A 19533-nucleotide genomic window follows, 5' to 3' on the forward strand; every position below is an offset into this window, starting at 1 on the left:
ATTGTATTAGGTCAATGTACCTGATATACTATTCAACATTACATAAACTTTTTAGGAGGCAATAACAATGAATGATGAATCGATTAATAAATTTTCCGAATATATGATCAACATGTCGTATCACTCAGATATAGGTTGGTCAAAACCCGTAATAAGACCTTATGCCCCCATAACAATTTCACCTAGCGCGCAATGTTTACATTACGGTCAAACAGTTTTCGAAGATATGATAGCCTTTAATGATAAAAATAACTTCTCCATTTTCAAACCATATGATCACTTAAATAAATTCAATCATTCTTTAACAAGATTAGAAATGCCCACCATTCCAGTAGAACCTGTGATTAATACCCTAATCCAATTACTCAATGTTGATAGCTCTATAAACATTAATGAAGAAAACTCAATATACATACGTCCCTTTATGTACGCTACAGAAAGTAAATTAGGTGTAAGCAAATCTGAAGAATATAATTTCAATATTATAGTTTCAACTATTCCAAAACAATCAGATCAATCGTTACCAAACGCTATTTCATTATATGTGGAACAAGAACTTGTAAAATCAATAAGAGGAGACGCAGGTTACACACAATTTGGAGGCAGCTTTGCTTCACAATTTTTAGCACAAAAGCAAGCTCAAGAAAAAGGATATGATAACGTACTATGGTTAGACGGTATAGAAAAGAAATATATAGAAGAAGTTAGTAACAAAAACATCTTTTTCGTAATCAATAATGAAATTGTAACTCCAAAATTAAATGGGAGTATTAAACCAGGAATTATGCGCCAAACTATAATCAAACTCACTAATAACCTCGGATATCAAGTATCAGAAAAAGAAATAGCTATAGAAGATATCGTATTAGCAAATGACAAAGGTATCTTAACTGAAGTCTTCTGCACAGACACATTAAAAGCAATTACGCCTGTAAATAGAATTTCACACTTAAATAATGAGATAATACTTAATAGCAATCAAAAATCACGCATTACTCAACAATTATATAAAGCATATAAGGACATACAAACAGGCAAAGCAGAAGATATATTTAATTGGACATTAGATGTAAAGCAATTAAACGAAGTTGAAGCTTAAAATATATAGTAATCTTGTACAAAGGATGATCCACTGGCAAATAATAAAACACTTAATTTAGTTGGCGTTCGCATACTAACGTTATATTATTAATATATACGGAGGTGACAAACAGTGAGTAAAACAATGAAAGTAAAAATCAATGTACGCAAGACAACTAAAAAAGAAAAGAAAGAATTTCTAATCGGTGCAAGTGTTATAATTATAGCCATTTTAATAATTAAACGAGCAATCTCATAAATGACTTGTATAAAACAATAAGCCCATTGCTAAACAAAATGGACGTGGAATAAATAAGTGGGCTCCATTTGAGACTATGCACAACAATATGAAATAATTAATCAACACTTATATAATCAAAATAAGATTGAGAAACGAGAATTAAGTTAATCTGACCTACATAATTTAAATCATGTACTGTTAGAAAAAATGTTTTATAACCCAGTTTCTATTATTAACTACTGGCATATTGGGTATATTAAAGAATTTAAATGTAAGATACACAAGTTTGATAAGATGATGAACTCGTTACAAGTTATAAATTACGAGGATAAAGGTATTATGTATTTAGATATGGATTGTATTATGGAGATAGCTTGAAAATAAAAAAGACCAAACGTCAGTAACAATTTACTTCAATTACACTCTGTAGATATGCACTTTTTCTATGTATATGATAATGTAAAAACTACCGCCCTTATCACTGGGTAGTTTACATAGTATCAAAACAAGAAGAAATTCGTTTCATTTGTTTTAAAAAAGGCTTTGTACGAAATCGTACAAAGCCCTAAAATTAATTACCATCTTTTAAAATATTATCTATCAATTCTATATAAAGCCCACTATTTTTATAACCTTCCAAAATATCATCAACTTGTCTGTCTGGAAGTTCTGGGACTTCTCTTATTTGACATAGCTTTTCTTTAAAATCTTTCTTTGTAAGATCACACTCATCCATCATTAAATTAAATAAATAATTATCTAACTTTTTTATTTCATCAACAGTTAAACCATAACGTAGCAAGACTAAATCTCTTGTTTTTAAGTTAGGTGCTAACTCTTCTTGTAAAACATCAATTGATTGTTTGATCAATAAAAGTCTAGACTCTAATTCTTCATTATTCACAGAAATTACACTTCCTTATATCAAGATAAATAAAACCGTTTTTTTATATTCTAGCCACCTAAAGCTTGACCGACTTTTGAATGATGACAGGAACAGTTAGCATCTGCCCACGTAATTTGAGCTGCAATTCCATAGATATTACCGTTTATAGCTGATTTTCCAGCTTGTTTTAACAATTTAACTACTGTTGCCTGTGTTAAAGTACCAGTAGCTGCTGTATTAGTCGAAATTAAAACACTAACACTATTTCTAACTTCATCAGTTATACAATCACTATAATTAGAATAATTAGATGATCTAAAACCTGAACTTCCTTAATAATAATATACATCATAGTTGAGACAATACTTCAAAAAAATATAGAAATCCTAAAAGTCTTTATAATACCTTTAATAATAAGCATAATAATGCTCACAATAAAATCAGTTATTTCTTTTTATTGAAATACATTAAAGTAATTATAATTGAATATACTAAAAGAAATATCATTATAAACATTGTCATGTAATCGCCTATTTCTTATTTATAAATATAGTTTGTTGCCCCGGTACAACCAAGAGATGTTATTAGACCGCAAACTTTGGCTAATGTAAATACACCCCAACCTGTAGTAATGCCTAATGCAGTAGCTACTGCCCAAATTCCACCTACTCCGCCAGTACCACATAATGTACCAACTGCCCATTCATATCATCCACGTTTTTTAGGTGGCAAAGTTTCAACAGATTCTTCTTCAATTTTTATATAGTTTCAAGTATTACATTATCATAATTGGAAAAATGTAGAAAGAATTTGATGAAATATTAATAAACTTTATAATTTTTCACAATAATATTTATCATTATTTCTCTTAGTATAATCATTAATTCAATATTCGTAAGCAATCAACAACTTAAAACAATAATTAATATCAGCACTTTTATCCTAATTATTATGGCAATTATTGGCTTACTATTCAGATTTATAAGCAATAAAAAAGGAAATAATAAATAACAATATTACTTTATTCCAATTGCTTTATTGACGATGAGTATTCTAATTATTTTAGTGTAGTTCCGGAGCAATTACCTTAGTAAACAGTAATTCACTATAAACAAAAAATTCCGTTACATCTTCGTTTTTAGTAACGAGATGTAACGGAATTTACTTATTAGCGTCCTGAGAGGGATTCGAACCCCCGACCGACGGCTTAGAAGGCCGTTGCTCTATCCTACTGAGCTACCAGGACATTTATTAACTCATTTATTAACACAAGAATAATTATATCTAATTGCTGCAGTTTAATCAATACTTTTTAAAAAGAAAAAGGTTTATTAAATCGCTTTCGAGGTATTATTACACTCTTTTTGTGAAATTTTGATTTTTTTATTAATCTGTTAGTACGATATCATTTATTTTAACTGTATTTTCTTTATCTGCTCTGCAAATTGATTGATCTTCAAAGATTTCTACTATACTTGCATGTACAAGTCCATAAGCGCTTAATACGTATATATTTTCATTACGATGTACTTCATCTTCTTCACCTTTATTTATACAAAATTTTTCATTGTTTATAAGTGATGTTACACGCGTTCTTTCCATTTATACCCGCTCCCGATTTTGATTAATTGTAAATCTTTTAAATTTACTGTGAATTAATAGTCATATTATAAAACATTTATTTTACAAATGAAAGTTTATTCTTTAATTGTAATTAAAATGAGATATTCTCTTGAATATCTCATGTTTTATTTATAACTATTCATTTATACTTAATTTTTACAAATCATATTATATCTTTTTAAAGTATATTACAGAGCTAGTGATTGTTTTTCTAGTTCTTTATGATCTCTATTTAAGAATGATAAATTTACATTTTCTCTTTTTTCATCGAATTCTAAAATCGCATATGTTTCTTCCCAATCTCCTCTAGTTTGCGATATACTACCAGGATTAATACAATATACTCCATTTATAGATTCACATAATGCAACATGACTATGACCATAAAATGCAAATTGAGCACCTTCATTTGCTGCATGTGCACTTAAAACTTCTCTATTTGATTTAATATCATATCTGTGCCCGTGTGTATAGAAATATTTAATATTCTCTATTTCTCCACTATTTTCTATTGGAAATTGAGGGTCAAAGTCACAATTCCCTTTTACACGCTTGAATAAACTTAATTCACTGTCATCATAATTAAATTCAGAATCTCCTAAGTGTAAAAATAAATCTGCATCTTTATGATAGTCATATAATTCATGAAGTATACCTTGCTCTCCGTGATTATCACTAACAATTATCCATTTCATTGAAATCGCTCCCCTATATCTTCATTCATAAGTTTAATAGCATTTCCTCTATGGCTAATTGCACTTTTCTCAGCTGCAGTTAACTCTGCCATAGTTTTATCTAACGATGGCACAAAGAATATTGGATCATAACCAAATCCATTCTCTCCTCTTTTTTCATCTATTATTTCTCCTTGTACTTTTCCTACATAAGTTACTGTATCTTTTCCTGGTTCACTTACAGCAATAGCACATATAAATTCAGCATTTTTATTTTCTTTATCTTTTAAGTTAGATAATAATTTTTCAATATTAGCTTGGTCATCTTTAGGTTCACCAGCGTAACGTGCTGAGTATATACCTGGCTCACCGTATAAAGCTTCAACGGACAATCCACTATCATCTGCTATCACAATTTTATTTAATGCTTTAGAAGCTGTTTCTGATTTTAAGATAGCATTCTCTTCAAAAGTTGTACCTGTTTCTTCTACATCAAAATCTGGTGCAATTTCTGATATACCTATCACATTTGCTTTAGGAAATATCGCTTTAAAATCTTCAATTTTACCTTTATTATTTGATGCAATTATAATGTCTTTCATAGTAGTCTCCCCTTACAATGTTATTCTTTCTACTTCTACATTTTCTATATGTAACCATTCTGTTATCGTTCGTGTAATGTGCTCAACATCACCATTGGCAAAGAATTTGTGCTGTGGGTTTGGCGTATAATAAGAATGTTCATTGCTAAAAGTTAACAACGCACTTACTTCCCTTGCTGTTTCTAAACCAGATGATATAACAGACTTTTCACCATCAAAATATTGATTGATTTGATTATAAATCAATGGATAATGTGTACAACCTAGAATTACTGTATCTGAATCATCATATCTCCATTGTTTCAATGTCTGATGGATAACGATACTTGTAATCGTCGGGTCTTTATATCTCATCTGTTCAACTAATGGTACAAATCCTGGACAAGCAATGCCTTTTACCTCTACTTGAGGGTTTATAGTCTTAATACTTCTTCTGTATGCTTCAGATTTAATAGTACCTTCAGTACCTAATACAAGAACACGATTATTTTTTGTTGTCATTATAGCAGTTCTTGAACCAGGATCTATTACACCTACAACTGGTATAGACAGTAATTCCTGTAAAGGTTTTAATGCTACAGCTGTAGCTGTATTACACGCTATAACTAACATTTTAATATCTTTTTTAACTAAAAAATTAGCAAGCTGTATAGTAAACTCTTTGACTTCTTCTCTCGACCTCGGACCATAAGGACATCTACCAATATCACCTAAATAATATATTGTTTCATTTGGTAATTGTCTCATAATTTCCTTAGCTACTGTCAAGCCTCCGACTCCTGAATCTATCACGCCTATTGGTTTGTTCATTGGTCTTCACTTCTCATTCTTTTTAACATGATATCTAAAGCTTCATTAAATTTGATTTTATCCTCGTCATTCATAACAGACAATAATTCTTCCGTATATCTTTGTCTTGCGTGAATCACTTCGTCAATTAAATGCTCGCCTTTTTCTAGTAATTTAACATGGAAAACTCTTTTATCATCAACAGATTGAATCCTCATTGCTAACTCTTTCTTTTCTAATTTATCAATGATGTCTGTTGTCGTAGAATATGCTAAAAATAATTTTTTAGATAATTCACCTATAGTAAGATTTTCATTTTCATATAACCATTGCAATGTTATAAATTGTGGTGGTGAAATATCATAAAGTTTTAATTGTGTTCTCGCTGTATATTTTGTTCTTTCTACAATATGTCTTAGAGAATATTCAATCTGTTTCGTAATATCTTCCATAATCGATGGTACCTCTTTTCAACTTCTTACTTATACACTTTATAATAACATATCAAATAACTTGAAGTTAATGAAATGCGTTGATTAAGCCTTATTAGTATAGATAAACATCCTTATATTAAAGCATAAAAAGAGCCAGTAAAAATTCAAAAATACAAGAATTTTTACTGGCTTATATAAACTAGACAATGATGTCACAGCACTAATATATAATATTAATATACTTGGTGATCTGAACCAAAGAATGATTTAAACATTTGGAATGTTGCTTCTCTGTTCATTGAAGCAATTGATGTAGTTAATGGGATACCTTTCGGACAAGCATTCACACAGTTTTGTGAACTACCACATTCTTGAATACCACCGTCAGACATCAACGCTTTAATTCTTTCGTCTTTTGTCATACTACCTGTTGGATGTAAGTTGAAAAGACGTACTTGAGAAATAGCTTGTGCCCCCATAAAATTATTATTTACGTTTATGTTAGGACATACTTCTAAACAAACACCACATGTCATACATTTTGATAATTCATATGCTGTTTGTCGTTTTTTCTCAGGCATACGAGGTCCAGGACCTAAATCGTAAGTACCATCGATTGGAACCCAAGCTTGTACTTTTTTCAAGTTATCAAACATACGAGAACGATCTACTTGTAAATCACGAACTACTGGGAATGCTTTCATTGGCTCAAGCTTTATAGGTTGTTCCAATTGATCAATTATTGCAGAACATGATTGACGCGCTTTACCGTTAATAACCATGGAACATGCACCACATACTTCTTCAAGACAGTTCATATCCCATGTCACAGGTGTCGTTTTTTCACCTTTTGAGTTAACAGGATTTCTTTGGATTTCCATCAATGCTGCAATCACGTTCATGTTTGGTCTATATGGAATCACAAACTTTTCGTCATATGACTGTGATTTGTCATTTTCTTGACGAGTTATGATTAATGTAATTGTTTTGTCTTCTTGATTTTGTCCTTGTGCATTTTGTTCAACTGTTTGAGAGTCTGCCATTATCATTTACCTCCTTTAGATTTCTGTGAGTAATCTCGTTTACGAGGTTCAATGTGACTAATATCAACATCTTCATATGAAAATTCAGGTGCCTCTTCAGCTCCTCTGAATTGTGCTATTGTAGTTTTTAACCATTCTTCATCATTACGGTCAGGGAATTCTGGTTTGTAATGTGCACCACGAGATTCATTACGATTGTATGCACCAATTGTAATAACCCTAGCAAGCACTAACATGTTCCATAATTGACGCGTAAAGAATACAGCTTGGTTACTCCAAGTTGACGTATCTTCCATATCAATATCTTGATATCTTTCCATTAATTCTACTATTTTCTTATCTGTTTCTAACAGTTTGTCATTATGACGTACAACTGTTACATTCGCCGTCATAATTTCGCCTAGCTCTTTGTGTAATTTATATGCGTTTTCAGTACCTTTTAGATTTAATAAGTGATCGAATTTTTCTTGTTCTTCGTCAATACGTTTTTGATATAATTCTTCATCTAACTCTGTATATGAAGTTTCGATATTTTTAACGTATTCCATTGCGTTAGGACCAGCTACCATACCGCCATAAATTGCAGATAATAACGAGTTAGCGCCTAATCTGTTACCACCATGCTGAGAAAAGTCACATTCTCCTGCAGCGAAAAGACCTTTAATATTGGTCATTTGATCAAAGTCTACCCATATGCCGCCCATCGAATAGTGAACAGCTGGGAATATTTTCATTGGGACTTTACGAGGGTCGTCACCAGTGAATTTTTCATATATTTCAATTATACCACCAAGTTTAACATCTAACTCATGAGCATCTTTATGTGATAAATCTAGGTATACCATGTTTTCGCCATTAATACCTAATTTTTGGTTTACACATACATCAAATATTTCACGAGTTGCGATATCACGTGGTACTAAGTTACCATAGTCAGGATATTTTTCTTCTAAGAAATACCAAGGTTTACCGTCTTTATAAGTCCAAATACGGCCACCTTCACCACGAGCTGACTCACTCATTAATCTTAATTTATCATCGCCCGGAATTGCTGTAGGGTGAATTTGGATAAATTCACCATTCGCGTATTTAGCACCTTGTTGATAAACAACAGATGCAGCTGAACCAGTATTAATCATTGAGTTTGTTGACTTACCAAAGATAATACCAGGTCCACCTGTTGCCATAATAACAGCGTCTGAACCAAATGATTCTATTTTAGCAGTTTTTAAGTTTTGAGCTATAATACCGCGAGCTGCATCTTCGTCATCTTTAACAATGCCTAAAAACTCCCAGCCTTCGTATTTAGTTACTAAACCTTGTACTTCGAATCTTCTAACTTGTTCATCTAATGCATATAGTAATTGTTGTCCTGTAGTTGCACCAGCAAAAGCTGTTCTATGATATAATGTTCCACCAAATCTACGGAAGTCTAAAAGACCTTCAGGTGTACGGTTAAACATTACGCCCATTCTATCTAATAAGTGGATAATACTTGGTGCTGCTTCAGTCATTCTTTTAACCGGTGTTTGGTTAGCAAGGAAGTCCCCACCATATACAGTATCATCGAAGTGAATAGATGTAGAGTCACCTTCACCCTTAGTATTAACTGCACCATTAATACCACCTTGAGCACAAACAGAGTGTGAACGTTTAACTGGTACTAATGAGAACAAGTCAACATGTGCACCTTTTTCCGCAGCTTTAATTGTTGCCATTAAACCAGCTAAACCACCACCGACAACAATAATTTTGTTGTTTGCCATAAAAATTGTCACTCCCCTAAAAAGTATAAATCTTATACGAACGCGAATATAGCTCTTAAGCCAATAATACTAATAACGATAAATACGAATAATGTTACATAAGTCATATAGCGTTGTGACTTAGGCGATTGTGTGATCCCCCAAGTGATACAGAATGACCATAAACCATTTGAGAAATGGAATATAACACTTATTACGCCGATAACATATAACGTTACTGAAATAGGATTAGATAATATATCTGAAACCATATCAAAATCAATATGATGTCCTAATGCTGCCTGTATACGCGTTTGATAAACGTGTACAGCAATGAATATAAACGAGATAACACCTGTTATACGTTGGAATAAAAACATCCAGTTTCTAAATAATGATTGTCTGCCTACATTTTCTTTAGCTGTAAACGCTATGTATAATCCATATATAGCGTGGAATAATATAGGAATATAAATTATTACCACTTCTAAAACGATTTTGAATGGTAAATGCCACATAAAGTCTGAAGCTTTATTAAATGCCTCTGGACTAATAGTTGCAAAATGGTTAATTACCAAATGCTGAATCAAAAATATTCCTATAGGAATTACACCTAACATTGAATGGATACGACGTAAAATAAACTGATTTTCGCTTGACGCCAAAAGAAGTCCCCCCTAACTTTAATCTATAACTCGATTGTGTCTATATTTTCTTTTATAACTGAAAACGATTACATGTGTATTAAAAAAAACACAATGAGCATTACATGTATATTGTAACATTATTACATAAGATTTTGGGTATGAGAATTATTCTCATACCCATATAATTGGATTTTCTATTGTAATATTATTCTTTACTATCAAGTTTTACTTTTAGGTTGTGGGCGACTTTCTGAGGCAATCCAATTTTCATAAATTCTTCTTCATTAGATTCTCTCATTTTTTTAATTGAACCAAAATGTTTTAATAAATTTTGTTTTCGTTTTGGTCCTATACCTTCTATTTCATCTAATACAGATTTTAAAGAAGTTTTTTGTCTTGTTGATCGATGGAATGTAATAGCAAATCTATGAACTTCATCTTGAATTCTTTGTAATAAATAAAAAGCTTGAGAATTTTTCTTTAGTGGTATAATTTCTGCTTGCGTACCATATAATAACTCAGAAGTTTGATGTTTATCATTTTTGCTAAGCCCTGCTATTGGAATATCTAAGCCTAGTTCATTTTCTAAAACTTCTCTTACTGAAGACATGTGTCCTTTACCACCATCGACTATAATTAAATCAGGAATTGGTAAACCTTCTTTTAATACTCTCGTATAACGTCTTCGAACTGCTTCTTGCATTGATTTATAATCATCTGGTCCATCAACTGTTTTAATTTTATACTTTCGATAATCTTTCTTGCTTGGTTTTCCATCTACGAAAGCAATCATAACAGAAACAGGATGAACACCTTGTATATTAGAATTATCAAAAGCTTCTATTCTAATAGGTGTTTGTATTCCCATTGAATCTCCTAAATCCTCAATAGCTTTAATTGTTCTAGATTCATCTTTAGCAATTAATTCGAATTTATTATTTAATGAAATATTAGCATTTTTAATTGCTAAATCTACCATTTCTTTCTTCTTACCTCTTTGTGGTTGAATAACTTTTGAATCAACAACAGACTCTACTGTTTTTTTGTCTAGATTTTTTGGAATGTGAATTTCTTTCGGTGTTAAATGTTGGTTCAACGTATAAAATTGACCAATAAATGTATAGAATTCTTCTTCAGCAGTTTGAATAATTGGAATCATAGAAGCCTGTCTTTCAATTAGTTTACCTTGTCTAATGAAAAATACTTGGATACATATCCAACCTTTATCTACTGAATAACCGAAGATATCTCGCATTGTCATGTCAGCTGACATCATATTTTGTTTATAATTCAACATTTCAATATGCTTAATTAAATCTCTATATTCTTTTGCTTCTTCAAATTTTAATGCTTCACTTGCTGCATTCATTTTATCGTGTAGATCATTCACTATCGTTTTATCATCACCGTTTAAAAAGTCAGTAATTTCTTTAATCATTTGTTGATATTGAGCTTGTTCAACCGGATAAACACATGGACCTAGACATTGACCGATATGATAATAAAGACAAACTTTATTAGGCATTGTAACGCATTTTCTAAGTGGATATATTCTGTCTAATAACTTTTTAGTTTCTTGTGCTGCATATGCGTTTGGATAAGGGCCAAAATATTTACCTGAATTTTTCTTTACTGTGCGTGTTACGAGTAAACGTGGATGTTCTTCATTTGTTATTTTAATAAATGGATAACTCTTGTCATCTTTTAATAAAATATTATATCGTGGTTGATGCTTCTTAATTAAGTTTAATTCTAGTAACAAAGACTCTATTTCACTAGAAGTTACGATAAACTCGAAATCTCTTATTTCCCCGACTAAACGTGTTGTTTTTTCATCATGTGCTCCCGTAAAATAGCTTCTAACCCTATTTCTTAAACGTTTAGCTTTACCAACATATATTACTGAATTGTGTCTATCTTTCATAATATAACAACCAGGTTCTGTAGGTATAACTTCTAGTTTTTGTTTAATTTTCTTTTGGTAGTCTTCCACAAAATTCACCTACCTTTATAACTTTTTAATATTATTATATCAATAAATCGTCTGCCTACCAAAACATACGTTCTATTTACAATGTAAAAAGAGTAGGATAAAAATCTAATTTTTAAATAAGATTTCATAGTCCCACTCTAGCAATTCTAACTAGTATTGATAAAACGTTAATGGAACGCATTAGTAAGCCAGTCAGTCATCTATTGCCAATATAACAAATCAGGCTGAGACATTGATTAATGTCCCAGCCTGATGATTGGATTTAAGATTAATAATGTTTAGCTAAAACTTGCTCTAGTTGTTCTTTAGGTTGGAAACCTACAACTTTATCAACAGGTTCGCCGTCTTTAAATACGATTAATGTAGGAATACTCATCACTTCATATTTAGCTGCTGTTTCTTGGTTTTCATCAACATCTAATTTAACTATATTTGCTTTACCTTCAACGTCTTTAGCTAAATCTTCTAATACTGGTGCAATCATTTTACAAGGTCCACACCAAGGTGCCCAGAAATCTACTAAATTAACGCCTTCTTTAATTTGTTCGTCAAAGTTTGAATCAGTTGCTTTTACTAATGCCATAGGAAATATCCTCCTTGATAATTAATGATATAGTGAGTATAGCACGGTTCATAGACCGATGCATGTTGTTTGCTCACACTGTATTGTACTTCATGATGTACTGTTAATCAATCACTTAAAATTAGGTGTTCTTTTTGAAATAAAAGCGTCAATTCCTTCTTGAGCATTTTCTGTTTCAATGATATCTACGAAATGTCTTTCCTCAATTTGATCACTTTCTAATGATATATCCAGATTAGACATTTGCTTAATTACTTTAATAGAATCTGATGATTTACTCGCTATGTTAAAGGCTAACTCTTTCGTTACATTATCTAATTCATTTTGTTCAACAATATCATTAAATAAATGTGATACATCTTCAGGCTTTATCATATCTCCAGTTAATGCGATTTGAAGTGCTTTATGTTGACCTATCATTGCGGATAGCCTTCTCACACCACCAAATCCAGGAAAAATACCTAAATTAACTTCTGGTAACCCTACTTTAGTGTCATTCGTTATAATTCTCATATCACATGCTAAAGCCAATTCTAAACCTCCGCCTAAGCATACGCCGTGAATAGAACTAATTACTGGTTTGTGGCATGTTTTAATCAATCTAAATAGTTTTGCACTTGTCGAAGCTAAATTTAACCTTTCATGCTTGGATAGTTCAAGGAATGATTTGATATCTGCTCCAGCTGAAAAACATTTCTCATTCCCTTTAATTACTATTACTTTAACATCATTGCCAAATCCTATTTCTTCTATAGCTCCTATAATTTGATTTAAAACCGCTTCGTTCAAAACATTTACAGGGCCATTATTAAGTTCAATAAACAAAACATTTTGTTCTATATTAGTTTTTATCATGACACTTCTCCTTATAAGAAAATTAAATAAGCGATACCTGCTATAAATGTTAAAGCAGAAATAACGATTAATACTTTAGCAAGCTTATACATATCAAAATTATCCAATATGTTTCCTCCTTATTTCAATGTCACTACAGTAACACCAAATCCACCTTCTGAAGGCATACCTGTCCTAAAGCTGTCGACTGAACGATGTCGTTTCAAATGTTCTGTCACACCTTTTTGTAACGCACCAGTACCTTTACCATGAATAATATTTACTGTACCATAATTTGATAAAACTGCTTGATCAAGATATTGGTCTAATTCTATCATAGCTTCTTCGTAACGATAACCACGTAAGTCTAAATCCATTTTTATAGTAGATCTATTGGTTCTTGGCACGACTTTTTGTGGTTGTTGTTTTTTCTTATCTAGTTTCTCTAAATCTTTAATTTCTATTTTCATTTTGAGAATACCCATCTGAACAATCGCTTCCTCATCACTAGCAATATCAATGACTTCACCTTTTTGTCCATACGATAATACTTTAACATCGTCACCTACTTCTATTTTATCATGACGTTCTTTCTGTACATTCTGTTTAATGGATTCTGCTGTATATTGGTTATCTAAACGTTTTTTGCGTTCAATTAATTCATGTTCTTTTACTTCAGCGCCAGATTTATCTCTCATATCTCGCAATTCTTGTAAAATATTTTCTGCTTCTCTAGTTTTTTGTTTCACTTCTTGATTTGCTTTATTGCGTGCTTCATCCATTAATTGAGTCTTGAATTTTTCAAAACGTTGTAACTCTTGAGATAGTGATTGATGTAGTTCTTGTGATTCTTGTTTTAATTTTTCCACTTCAATTCTATCATTTTCCACTGTTTTAGCATTCTTTTCTAACGACTCAATCATGACATTAATTTCTTTCTCATCTTGACCAATTAGTGATTTAGCATGATTAATTAACTCATTTTTTAATCCTAGTTTTTTCGAAATTTCAAACGCATTAGATCTTCCCGGTATACCCATTAATAATTTATAAGTTGGTTTTAGAGTCTCTACATCAAATTCCACACTTGCATTCATCACTTTGTCTCTATTGTAACTATAAGCTTTAAGTTCTGGATAATGTGTTGTAGCCATTATTAATGCATCTCTTTCAATTGTATAATCTAATATACTCATCGCTAATGCAGCACCCTCACTTGGATCAGTACCTGCCCCAAGCTCATCAAATAAGATTAATGAATCTTTATCTGCGTGCTCGATAATATTAACAATATTCTTCATATGTGATGAAAAAGTAGATAGAGATTGCTCTATAGATTGTTCGTCACCAATATCACAAAATACATTTTTAAATATTGTAATGATTGAACCGTCTAAAGTTGGAATTAATAAACCAGATTGCGCCATTAATGTGATCAAACCAACTGTTTTTAAAGTTACTGTCTTACCGCCTGTATTAGGACCAGTTATAATAACAGCATTTATATCTTCCTTAAATTCAATCGTATTGCTAACCACTTCATTTTCATTGATTAGTGGATGTCTTGCTTTAGGTAAATATATAGCTCTATCTTCAGAAAGAATAGGTTTTGTTGCTTTTATAGTCGTACAAAATTTGGCTTTAGCAGTTATAAAATCTAAATGACCCATTATTTCTGTGCTTGTTAGTAATTCATAAGATACACCGCTAACTAGTTCTGTAAGAATATATAGCAATCTATCCCTTTCTTCTTTTTCTTTCACTTTTACTTGTGCAATCTGATTATGCATTTCAACAATTGCACTAGGTTCTATATATAAAGTTTGGCCGGATGCAGACTGATCATGTACGATACCACTGAAATCTTGACGGTATTCAGCTTTAACAGGTAATACATGTCGATCATTTCTCACTGTAACAATCGAATCTGATAATTTCTTCTGATTCGATTGAGATCTTACCATTTGTTCCAATCTTGATTTAATACGGTCGTTCGTTTTTTTAATTTGATATCTCAATTCCGCTAATTTAGGACTAGCCGTATCAAATAAGTCATGTTCATCACATTGTTCATTTATTTGATTTAACAATTCACTGAGCACCGGTAATCGAGAAACTTGTTCGTCTATTATTGGATACAGAATATCTTCATCTTCTTCTACAATGCTTGCATAAAATGTTTTAAATCTATTTTGAACTTGTATATTTCTTTTAATTTGATTAAGTTCTTCGACATTTAATAAACTTCCTATTTCAGACCTTCTTACAAGAGATTTAATATCTTGTAATCCTGAATATCCTGGCACCCTATGTTTATTATATATTTGTGTCATTTCATCCGTTTCATTTAAACTATGTTGAACAGATGCATAATCATCACTTGGTTTAAGCTCTTCAATTAAGCGTGTCGCAATGTCACTTGTAGCATGAGCTGATAATTTTTGAATAATTAAGGGATATTCAAGAACTTTTAATGTTTTTTCATTCATTTTATCTTCCCTCTTCTATTTGTACATTATTTATTAGAACGAATCCATTCTTTAAATGAATCACGATCTTTAGTATTTATAACTTGGTCTTTTTTGACCCATCCTTTTTGTGCAGTACCGACGCCATATTTCATAAAATCAAAGTGATCGATATGATGAGCGTCTGTATTAATAGTAATCATTAAATCAGGATGTTTTTTTAATACTTCTGCATTTAAATCCAATCTTTGTGGATTTGCATTTAATTCTAAAACAGTATTTGTTTTTTTAGCCATCTCAATAAGTTGTTCAATATTAACTTTATAACTATCTCTTCTACCTATAATACGGCCTGTAGGATGAGCTATATGTCTTACATATGGGTTCTCACATGCATTTCTTAACCTATTCATAATTTCTTCTTCAGTTTGATTAAAGCTTTGATGAATGGCAGCAATTACATAATCTAATTCTTTTAATACTTCGTTAGGATAATCTAAAGTACCATCTGGTTTAATGTCCATTTCTGTACCACTATAGATATCAATTTCTTTATATTTTTCGTTTAATTGTTTGATTTTTTCATTTTGTTCTAAAAGTCGATCTATAGATAATCCGTTAGCTACTGCAAGGCTTCTAGAATGATCAGTTATACATATGAATTGATAACCTTTCTCTATCGCAGCTTCTATCATCTCTTCTAATTTAAAGGCACCATCACTATAAGTTGTATGCATATGGATATCACCATTGATATCACTTAATTGAACAATATCACTAATATCTTTATCAAATTCTGTACCATCTTCACGCATAGTTGGAGGAACATACGGTACATTGAAGTGATTATAAATAGCTTTTTCATTATCATAAGTAATTATATTACCGTTACTTTCTTCAATACCATATTCACTTACTTTTTCATTTCTTTCTTTAGCCAATTGCCTAATTCTTATATTATGATCTTTTGAACCTGTAAAATGTTGCAAAGTATGGTAGAAAGCTTCAGGCTTAATCATTCTGAAGTCTACACCTATTACATCTTCTTCAATTAATATATCTAATGAGACTTTAGTTTTACCTACAGCAATTTGTTCTTGTATGTCTGGGAATTGTAAAAGCGCTTGTTGAACATCCATCTCATTTTCAGTAGAAATAATATAGTCTAAATCTTTGCTCGTTTCTTTCATTCTTCTGAAACTACCCGCAACATGATATTCAATTATGCCATCAATATCATCTAAAAAGCGATTAATCACTTCGTGTGCTTTAATCATTGTATTGATTGGATAACGTTCAGGTCTTTGTCCTAGAACTTTAGCTTCTTCTAGTAACTTCTGTTCCGTTTTTTTAGCAAAACCTGGTAAAGCTGAGACTTCATTATTTTCACAAGCTTTTATTAAATCTTCTTTATTTTTTATATTTAATTCTTTGTATAATTTTGCGACTTTTTTACTGCCAAGACCTGGAATTTTTAAAAGCGGAATCAAGCCTTCTGGTATTTCTTCTTTAAGTTCATCTAAATAACTTTGTTTACCTGTTTCTAAATATTCATTAATTACTTCTCCAACACCTTTACCTATTCCTTTCAGTGTTGTGACATCATCAATTTCTTGTATCGTTCTTTCATCAGTTTCTAAGGATTGACTAGCTTTTCTATATGCTGATACTTTAAAAGGATTCTCCCCTTTAATTTCCATATATACTGCAATTGTCTCAAGCATTTTCACTATATCTTTTTTCGTTAACATATCTATTCCTCCGTAAAAAAAGTCATAGGTTGGCCCATGACTTAGTTCAATATGATTCAATTAATTTGAAAGCCAATTTACTAACAAATCAGATAAGAATGGTGTTTTTGTTAATACAAGATTCCCTACAGAAGATTGGTGTAAAGCTTCTATAAACATAGGTATAGGTATCACTGCAACAGTAGCAAGTATTATAATCACGATAATATATGTTTCTATAAAACCAAGTACCATAGCAAAGTATCGCGCATACTTACCACCGAATTCCATTTGATGATAAAAATCAAATACAGTAGAAATTACTTGTAAAATTATTTTAGTCAAAACAAATAAAATGAGAATTGCCATAATATTATAAAATGCATCCTCATTATTAATATTTTTAAATATTGCATTAGTACCTTCAGTAGATGCACTTGGATAAGGAAGTAAAAGATGTAATTGCTTACTAAATGGCGCATAGCAAATTACTGCTACTACAAGTGCAGAAATTGTACTTATAGCATGTAAAGACTCTAATACCAAACTTCTTCTATAACCAATGATGACACCTAATATTAAACATATAATAACTAGTAATGTAATCATTCTAAATTTCCTTTATTTTTTAATTGTTTTATTTCTTCTTGGAGCTTTTCATTCTCTTCTTCCAATTTAACATACTCGTGCATCACATTTACAGCAGTGAGAACTGATTTACGTGTTGTATCCAACCCAGCATTTAATTGACCCAATGCTTTAATCTTCTCATCTACTCTACCAGCTACATAACGAATATGAGATGGATCGTCTTCTCCAATTATTGTATAATGTTGATCATTTATAACTACTGTTACTCTGTTTTTGTTTTCACTCATTATACTACCCCTGTTCAAATTATAAATGGATTATTCTATACTTAATCATAATATATTATACATGACATATGTTCATTTGTGTATGATAATCCACTAACTTCCCAATAGAATATTCGTTTTTACCAAAAAATTATGATAATCTTAACTAAGAAAATATATTAAAGGCAGGATATACATTGTGGGAAATATCGTTAAAGTAATAGACACGCAAACCATCAATCATTTAATTAATCAATATAACATGGAAACAACTGGTCTTCCTAATGGTACCATTGCACGAAAAAAAATTAAAAGTACTCAAGTACAAATTTATCGTTCTAAAAAAATTATGTTTCAAGGTAAAGATGCAGAACAAGTAGCTTCACAACTACTTGGAATTAAAATCGAATCATCTCAACCCCAAAAAACTAGTACATCTAATAAAGTTTATAATTTCGACAAGCATAATACTATAGGCAGCGATGAGGCAGGCAGTGGTGATTATTTTGGGCCATTAACAGTTTGTGCAGCTTATGTTTCCAAGAAAAATGCAGAAATTTTAAAAACTATAGGTGTTATGGATTCTAAATCACTGACTGATGCTAAAATTGTACAGTTAGCAGAGCAAATCATTGAAATTTGTCCTCATTCGCTCATAGTTCTTGATAATGATAACTATAATAAAAAGCAACTTGACGGTTGGAGTCAAGTAAAAATGAAAGCTGTATTACATAACCAAGCAATTACTAATGTTATATCACGTATAGATGAAAATGAATTAGAACAGATTGTCATTGACCAGTTTGTTCAAGCTAGTACATATGAACGCTATACAGCAAGCCCTATGCCTAGAAAAGATATTACATTTTTTGAAACAAAAGGTGAATCAAAATCAATTGCTATAGCTGCAGCAAGCATTATCGCTAGATATGCTTTCGTAAAACATATGGATAAAATCGCGAAAGATTTAAATATGATTATACCTAAAGGCGCTAGTAGTAAAGTCGATTTAGAAGCTGCTAAAATCGCTCAGAGATATGATATGCACCAACTCGATAAAATCTCGAAAAAACATTTTAAAAATAGAGAAAAAGTTTTAGATTTAATTAACCGTAAAAGGAGAAATTAATATGCTGCTCATAACTATAGGTTGGCAAGTTATCTTAGCCATTCTTATTATGTGTTATTTAATATGGTTTATCGGAAAACAAATTACAAAAATGAGTAAACGTAAAAAGAAATAATAATTCTCATGTAAACATTCAATATTATAAATATCGAAATGAAAAACGCCAATCCGTGAA

Annotated in this window: 21 protein-coding genes, 1 tRNA gene and 1 pseudogene; 4 read left to right on the plus strand and 19 right to left on the minus strand. The window is 31.1% G+C overall.

What is annotated here, in order from left to right:
* Positions 1-67: 67 nt before the first annotated feature.
* The 3 genes from ilvE (at position 68) to ACNMOQ_RS09190 (ending at position 1699) form a co-directional block, all read left to right on the plus strand.
* Positions 68-1099 (plus strand): branched-chain-amino-acid transaminase, encoded by a 1032-nt coding sequence (ilvE, locus tag ACNMOQ_RS09180; protein ID WP_416349755.1) that lies wholly within the window; start codon positions 68-70, stop codon positions 1097-1099.
* A gap of 114 nt (positions 1100-1213) precedes the next feature.
* On the plus strand, positions 1214-1339 hold the full coding sequence (locus ACNMOQ_RS09185; protein WP_261797321.1) for a hypothetical protein: 126 nt from the start codon (positions 1214-1216) through the stop codon (positions 1337-1339).
* Between the two features lie 189 nt (positions 1340-1528).
* Positions 1529-1699 carry a hypothetical protein gene (locus tag ACNMOQ_RS09190; RefSeq protein WP_147640602.1) on the plus strand — a complete coding sequence of 57 codons (171 nt, stop codon included), beginning with the start codon at positions 1529-1531 and terminating at the stop codon, positions 1697-1699.
* A gap of 193 nt (positions 1700-1892) precedes the next feature.
* On the opposite strand, the gene ACNMOQ_RS09195 is transcribed toward ACNMOQ_RS09190, so the two are convergent.
* From ACNMOQ_RS09195 to zapA, 19 genes and pseudogenes are all read right to left on the minus strand, one after another.
* Positions 1893-2225, minus strand: a complete 333-nt coding sequence (locus tag ACNMOQ_RS09195; RefSeq protein ID WP_064204080.1) for a hypothetical protein — start codon at positions 2223-2225, stop codon at positions 1893-1895.
* 50 nt (positions 2226-2275) lie between these two features.
* On the minus strand, positions 2276-2401 hold the full coding sequence (locus ACNMOQ_RS09200; RefSeq protein ID WP_261797320.1) for a hypothetical protein: 126 nt from the start codon (positions 2399-2401) through the stop codon (positions 2276-2278).
* Positions 2402-2744: 343 nt separating this feature from the next.
* Positions 2745-2945 (minus strand): annotated as a pseudogene (locus ACNMOQ_RS09205) (halocin C8 precursor-like protein); the annotation flags it as partial.
* Between the two features lie 434 nt (positions 2946-3379).
* Positions 3380-3453 (minus strand) — tRNA-Arg (locus ACNMOQ_RS09210).
* Between the two features lie 140 nt (positions 3454-3593).
* Complete coding sequence (locus ACNMOQ_RS09215; RefSeq protein ID WP_017000532.1) at positions 3594-3809, minus strand: hypothetical protein; 216 nt, start codon at positions 3807-3809, stop codon at positions 3594-3596.
* 209 nt (positions 3810-4018) lie between these two features.
* A complete protein-coding gene (locus ACNMOQ_RS09220) occupies positions 4019-4525 on the minus strand; it encodes a metallophosphoesterase family protein (protein WP_182093856.1) in 507 nt (168 codons plus the stop codon).
* Positions 4522-5106 (minus strand): XTP/dITP diphosphatase, encoded by a 585-nt coding sequence (locus ACNMOQ_RS09225; protein ID WP_416349756.1) that lies wholly within the window; start codon positions 5104-5106, stop codon positions 4522-4524. Before ACNMOQ_RS09225 ends, ACNMOQ_RS09220 begins: the two co-directional genes overlap by 4 nt.
* 12 nt (positions 5107-5118) lie before the next feature.
* Positions 5119-5916, minus strand: coding sequence for a glutamate racemase (racE, locus tag ACNMOQ_RS09230; protein WP_017000529.1), 798 nt, complete (start codon positions 5914-5916; stop codon positions 5119-5121).
* On the minus strand, positions 5913-6347 hold the full coding sequence (locus ACNMOQ_RS09235) for a MarR family winged helix-turn-helix transcriptional regulator (RefSeq protein WP_064204083.1): 435 nt from the start codon (positions 6345-6347) through the stop codon (positions 5913-5915). Before ACNMOQ_RS09235 ends, racE begins: the two co-directional genes overlap by 4 nt.
* 215 nt (positions 6348-6562) lie before the next feature.
* A complete protein-coding gene (gene sdhB / locus ACNMOQ_RS09240; RefSeq protein WP_017000527.1) occupies positions 6563-7372 on the minus strand; it encodes a succinate dehydrogenase iron-sulfur subunit in 810 nt (269 codons plus the stop codon).
* 2 nt (positions 7373-7374) lie between these two features.
* Positions 7375-9138 carry a succinate dehydrogenase flavoprotein subunit gene (gene sdhA / locus ACNMOQ_RS09245; RefSeq protein ID WP_017000526.1) on the minus strand — a complete coding sequence of 588 codons (1764 nt, stop codon included), beginning with the start codon at positions 9136-9138 and terminating at the stop codon, positions 7375-7377.
* A gap of 32 nt (positions 9139-9170) precedes the next feature.
* Positions 9171-9782, minus strand: coding sequence for a succinate dehydrogenase cytochrome b558 subunit (locus ACNMOQ_RS09250; protein ID WP_416349757.1), 612 nt, complete (start codon positions 9780-9782; stop codon positions 9171-9173).
* Between the two features lie 187 nt (positions 9783-9969).
* Positions 9970-11757 carry an excinuclease ABC subunit UvrC gene (gene uvrC / locus ACNMOQ_RS09255; protein WP_064204085.1) on the minus strand — a complete coding sequence of 596 codons (1788 nt, stop codon included), beginning with the start codon at positions 11755-11757 and terminating at the stop codon, positions 9970-9972.
* A gap of 268 nt (positions 11758-12025) precedes the next feature.
* A complete protein-coding gene (gene trxA / locus ACNMOQ_RS09260; protein WP_017000523.1) occupies positions 12026-12340 on the minus strand; it encodes a thioredoxin in 315 nt (104 codons plus the stop codon).
* A gap of 111 nt (positions 12341-12451) precedes the next feature.
* A complete protein-coding gene (locus ACNMOQ_RS09265) occupies positions 12452-13195 on the minus strand; it encodes an enoyl-CoA hydratase/isomerase family protein (protein WP_135020769.1) in 744 nt (247 codons plus the stop codon).
* 119 nt (positions 13196-13314) lie between these two features.
* Entirely contained in the window at positions 13315-15663 is a 2349-nt protein-coding gene (locus ACNMOQ_RS09270; protein ID WP_416349758.1) for an endonuclease MutS2, read from the minus strand.
* Between the two features lie 26 nt (positions 15664-15689).
* Positions 15690-17393, minus strand: coding sequence for a DNA polymerase/3'-5' exonuclease PolX (gene polX, locus ACNMOQ_RS09275; RefSeq protein WP_416349759.1), 1704 nt, complete (start codon positions 17391-17393; stop codon positions 15690-15692).
* A gap of 60 nt (positions 17394-17453) precedes the next feature.
* Positions 17454-17981, minus strand: coding sequence for a CvpA family protein (locus tag ACNMOQ_RS09280; protein WP_416349760.1), 528 nt, complete (start codon positions 17979-17981; stop codon positions 17454-17456).
* Positions 17978-18250, minus strand: coding sequence for a cell division protein ZapA (gene zapA / locus ACNMOQ_RS09285; RefSeq protein WP_017000517.1), 273 nt, complete (start codon positions 18248-18250; stop codon positions 17978-17980). The genes ACNMOQ_RS09280 and zapA overlap by 4 nt, the downstream gene beginning before the upstream one ends.
* A gap of 178 nt (positions 18251-18428) precedes the next feature.
* Here zapA and rnhC point away from each other — a divergent pair, with 178 nt between their 5' ends.
* Entirely contained in the window at positions 18429-19358 is a 930-nt protein-coding gene (gene rnhC, locus ACNMOQ_RS09290; protein WP_017000516.1) for a ribonuclease HIII, read from the plus strand.
* The last annotated feature ends 175 nt before the right edge of the window (positions 19359-19533 follow it).

This window comes from Mammaliicoccus lentus, from assembly GCF_947036595.1.
Lineage (GTDB): Bacteria > Bacillota > Bacilli > Staphylococcales > Staphylococcaceae > Mammaliicoccus > Mammaliicoccus lentus.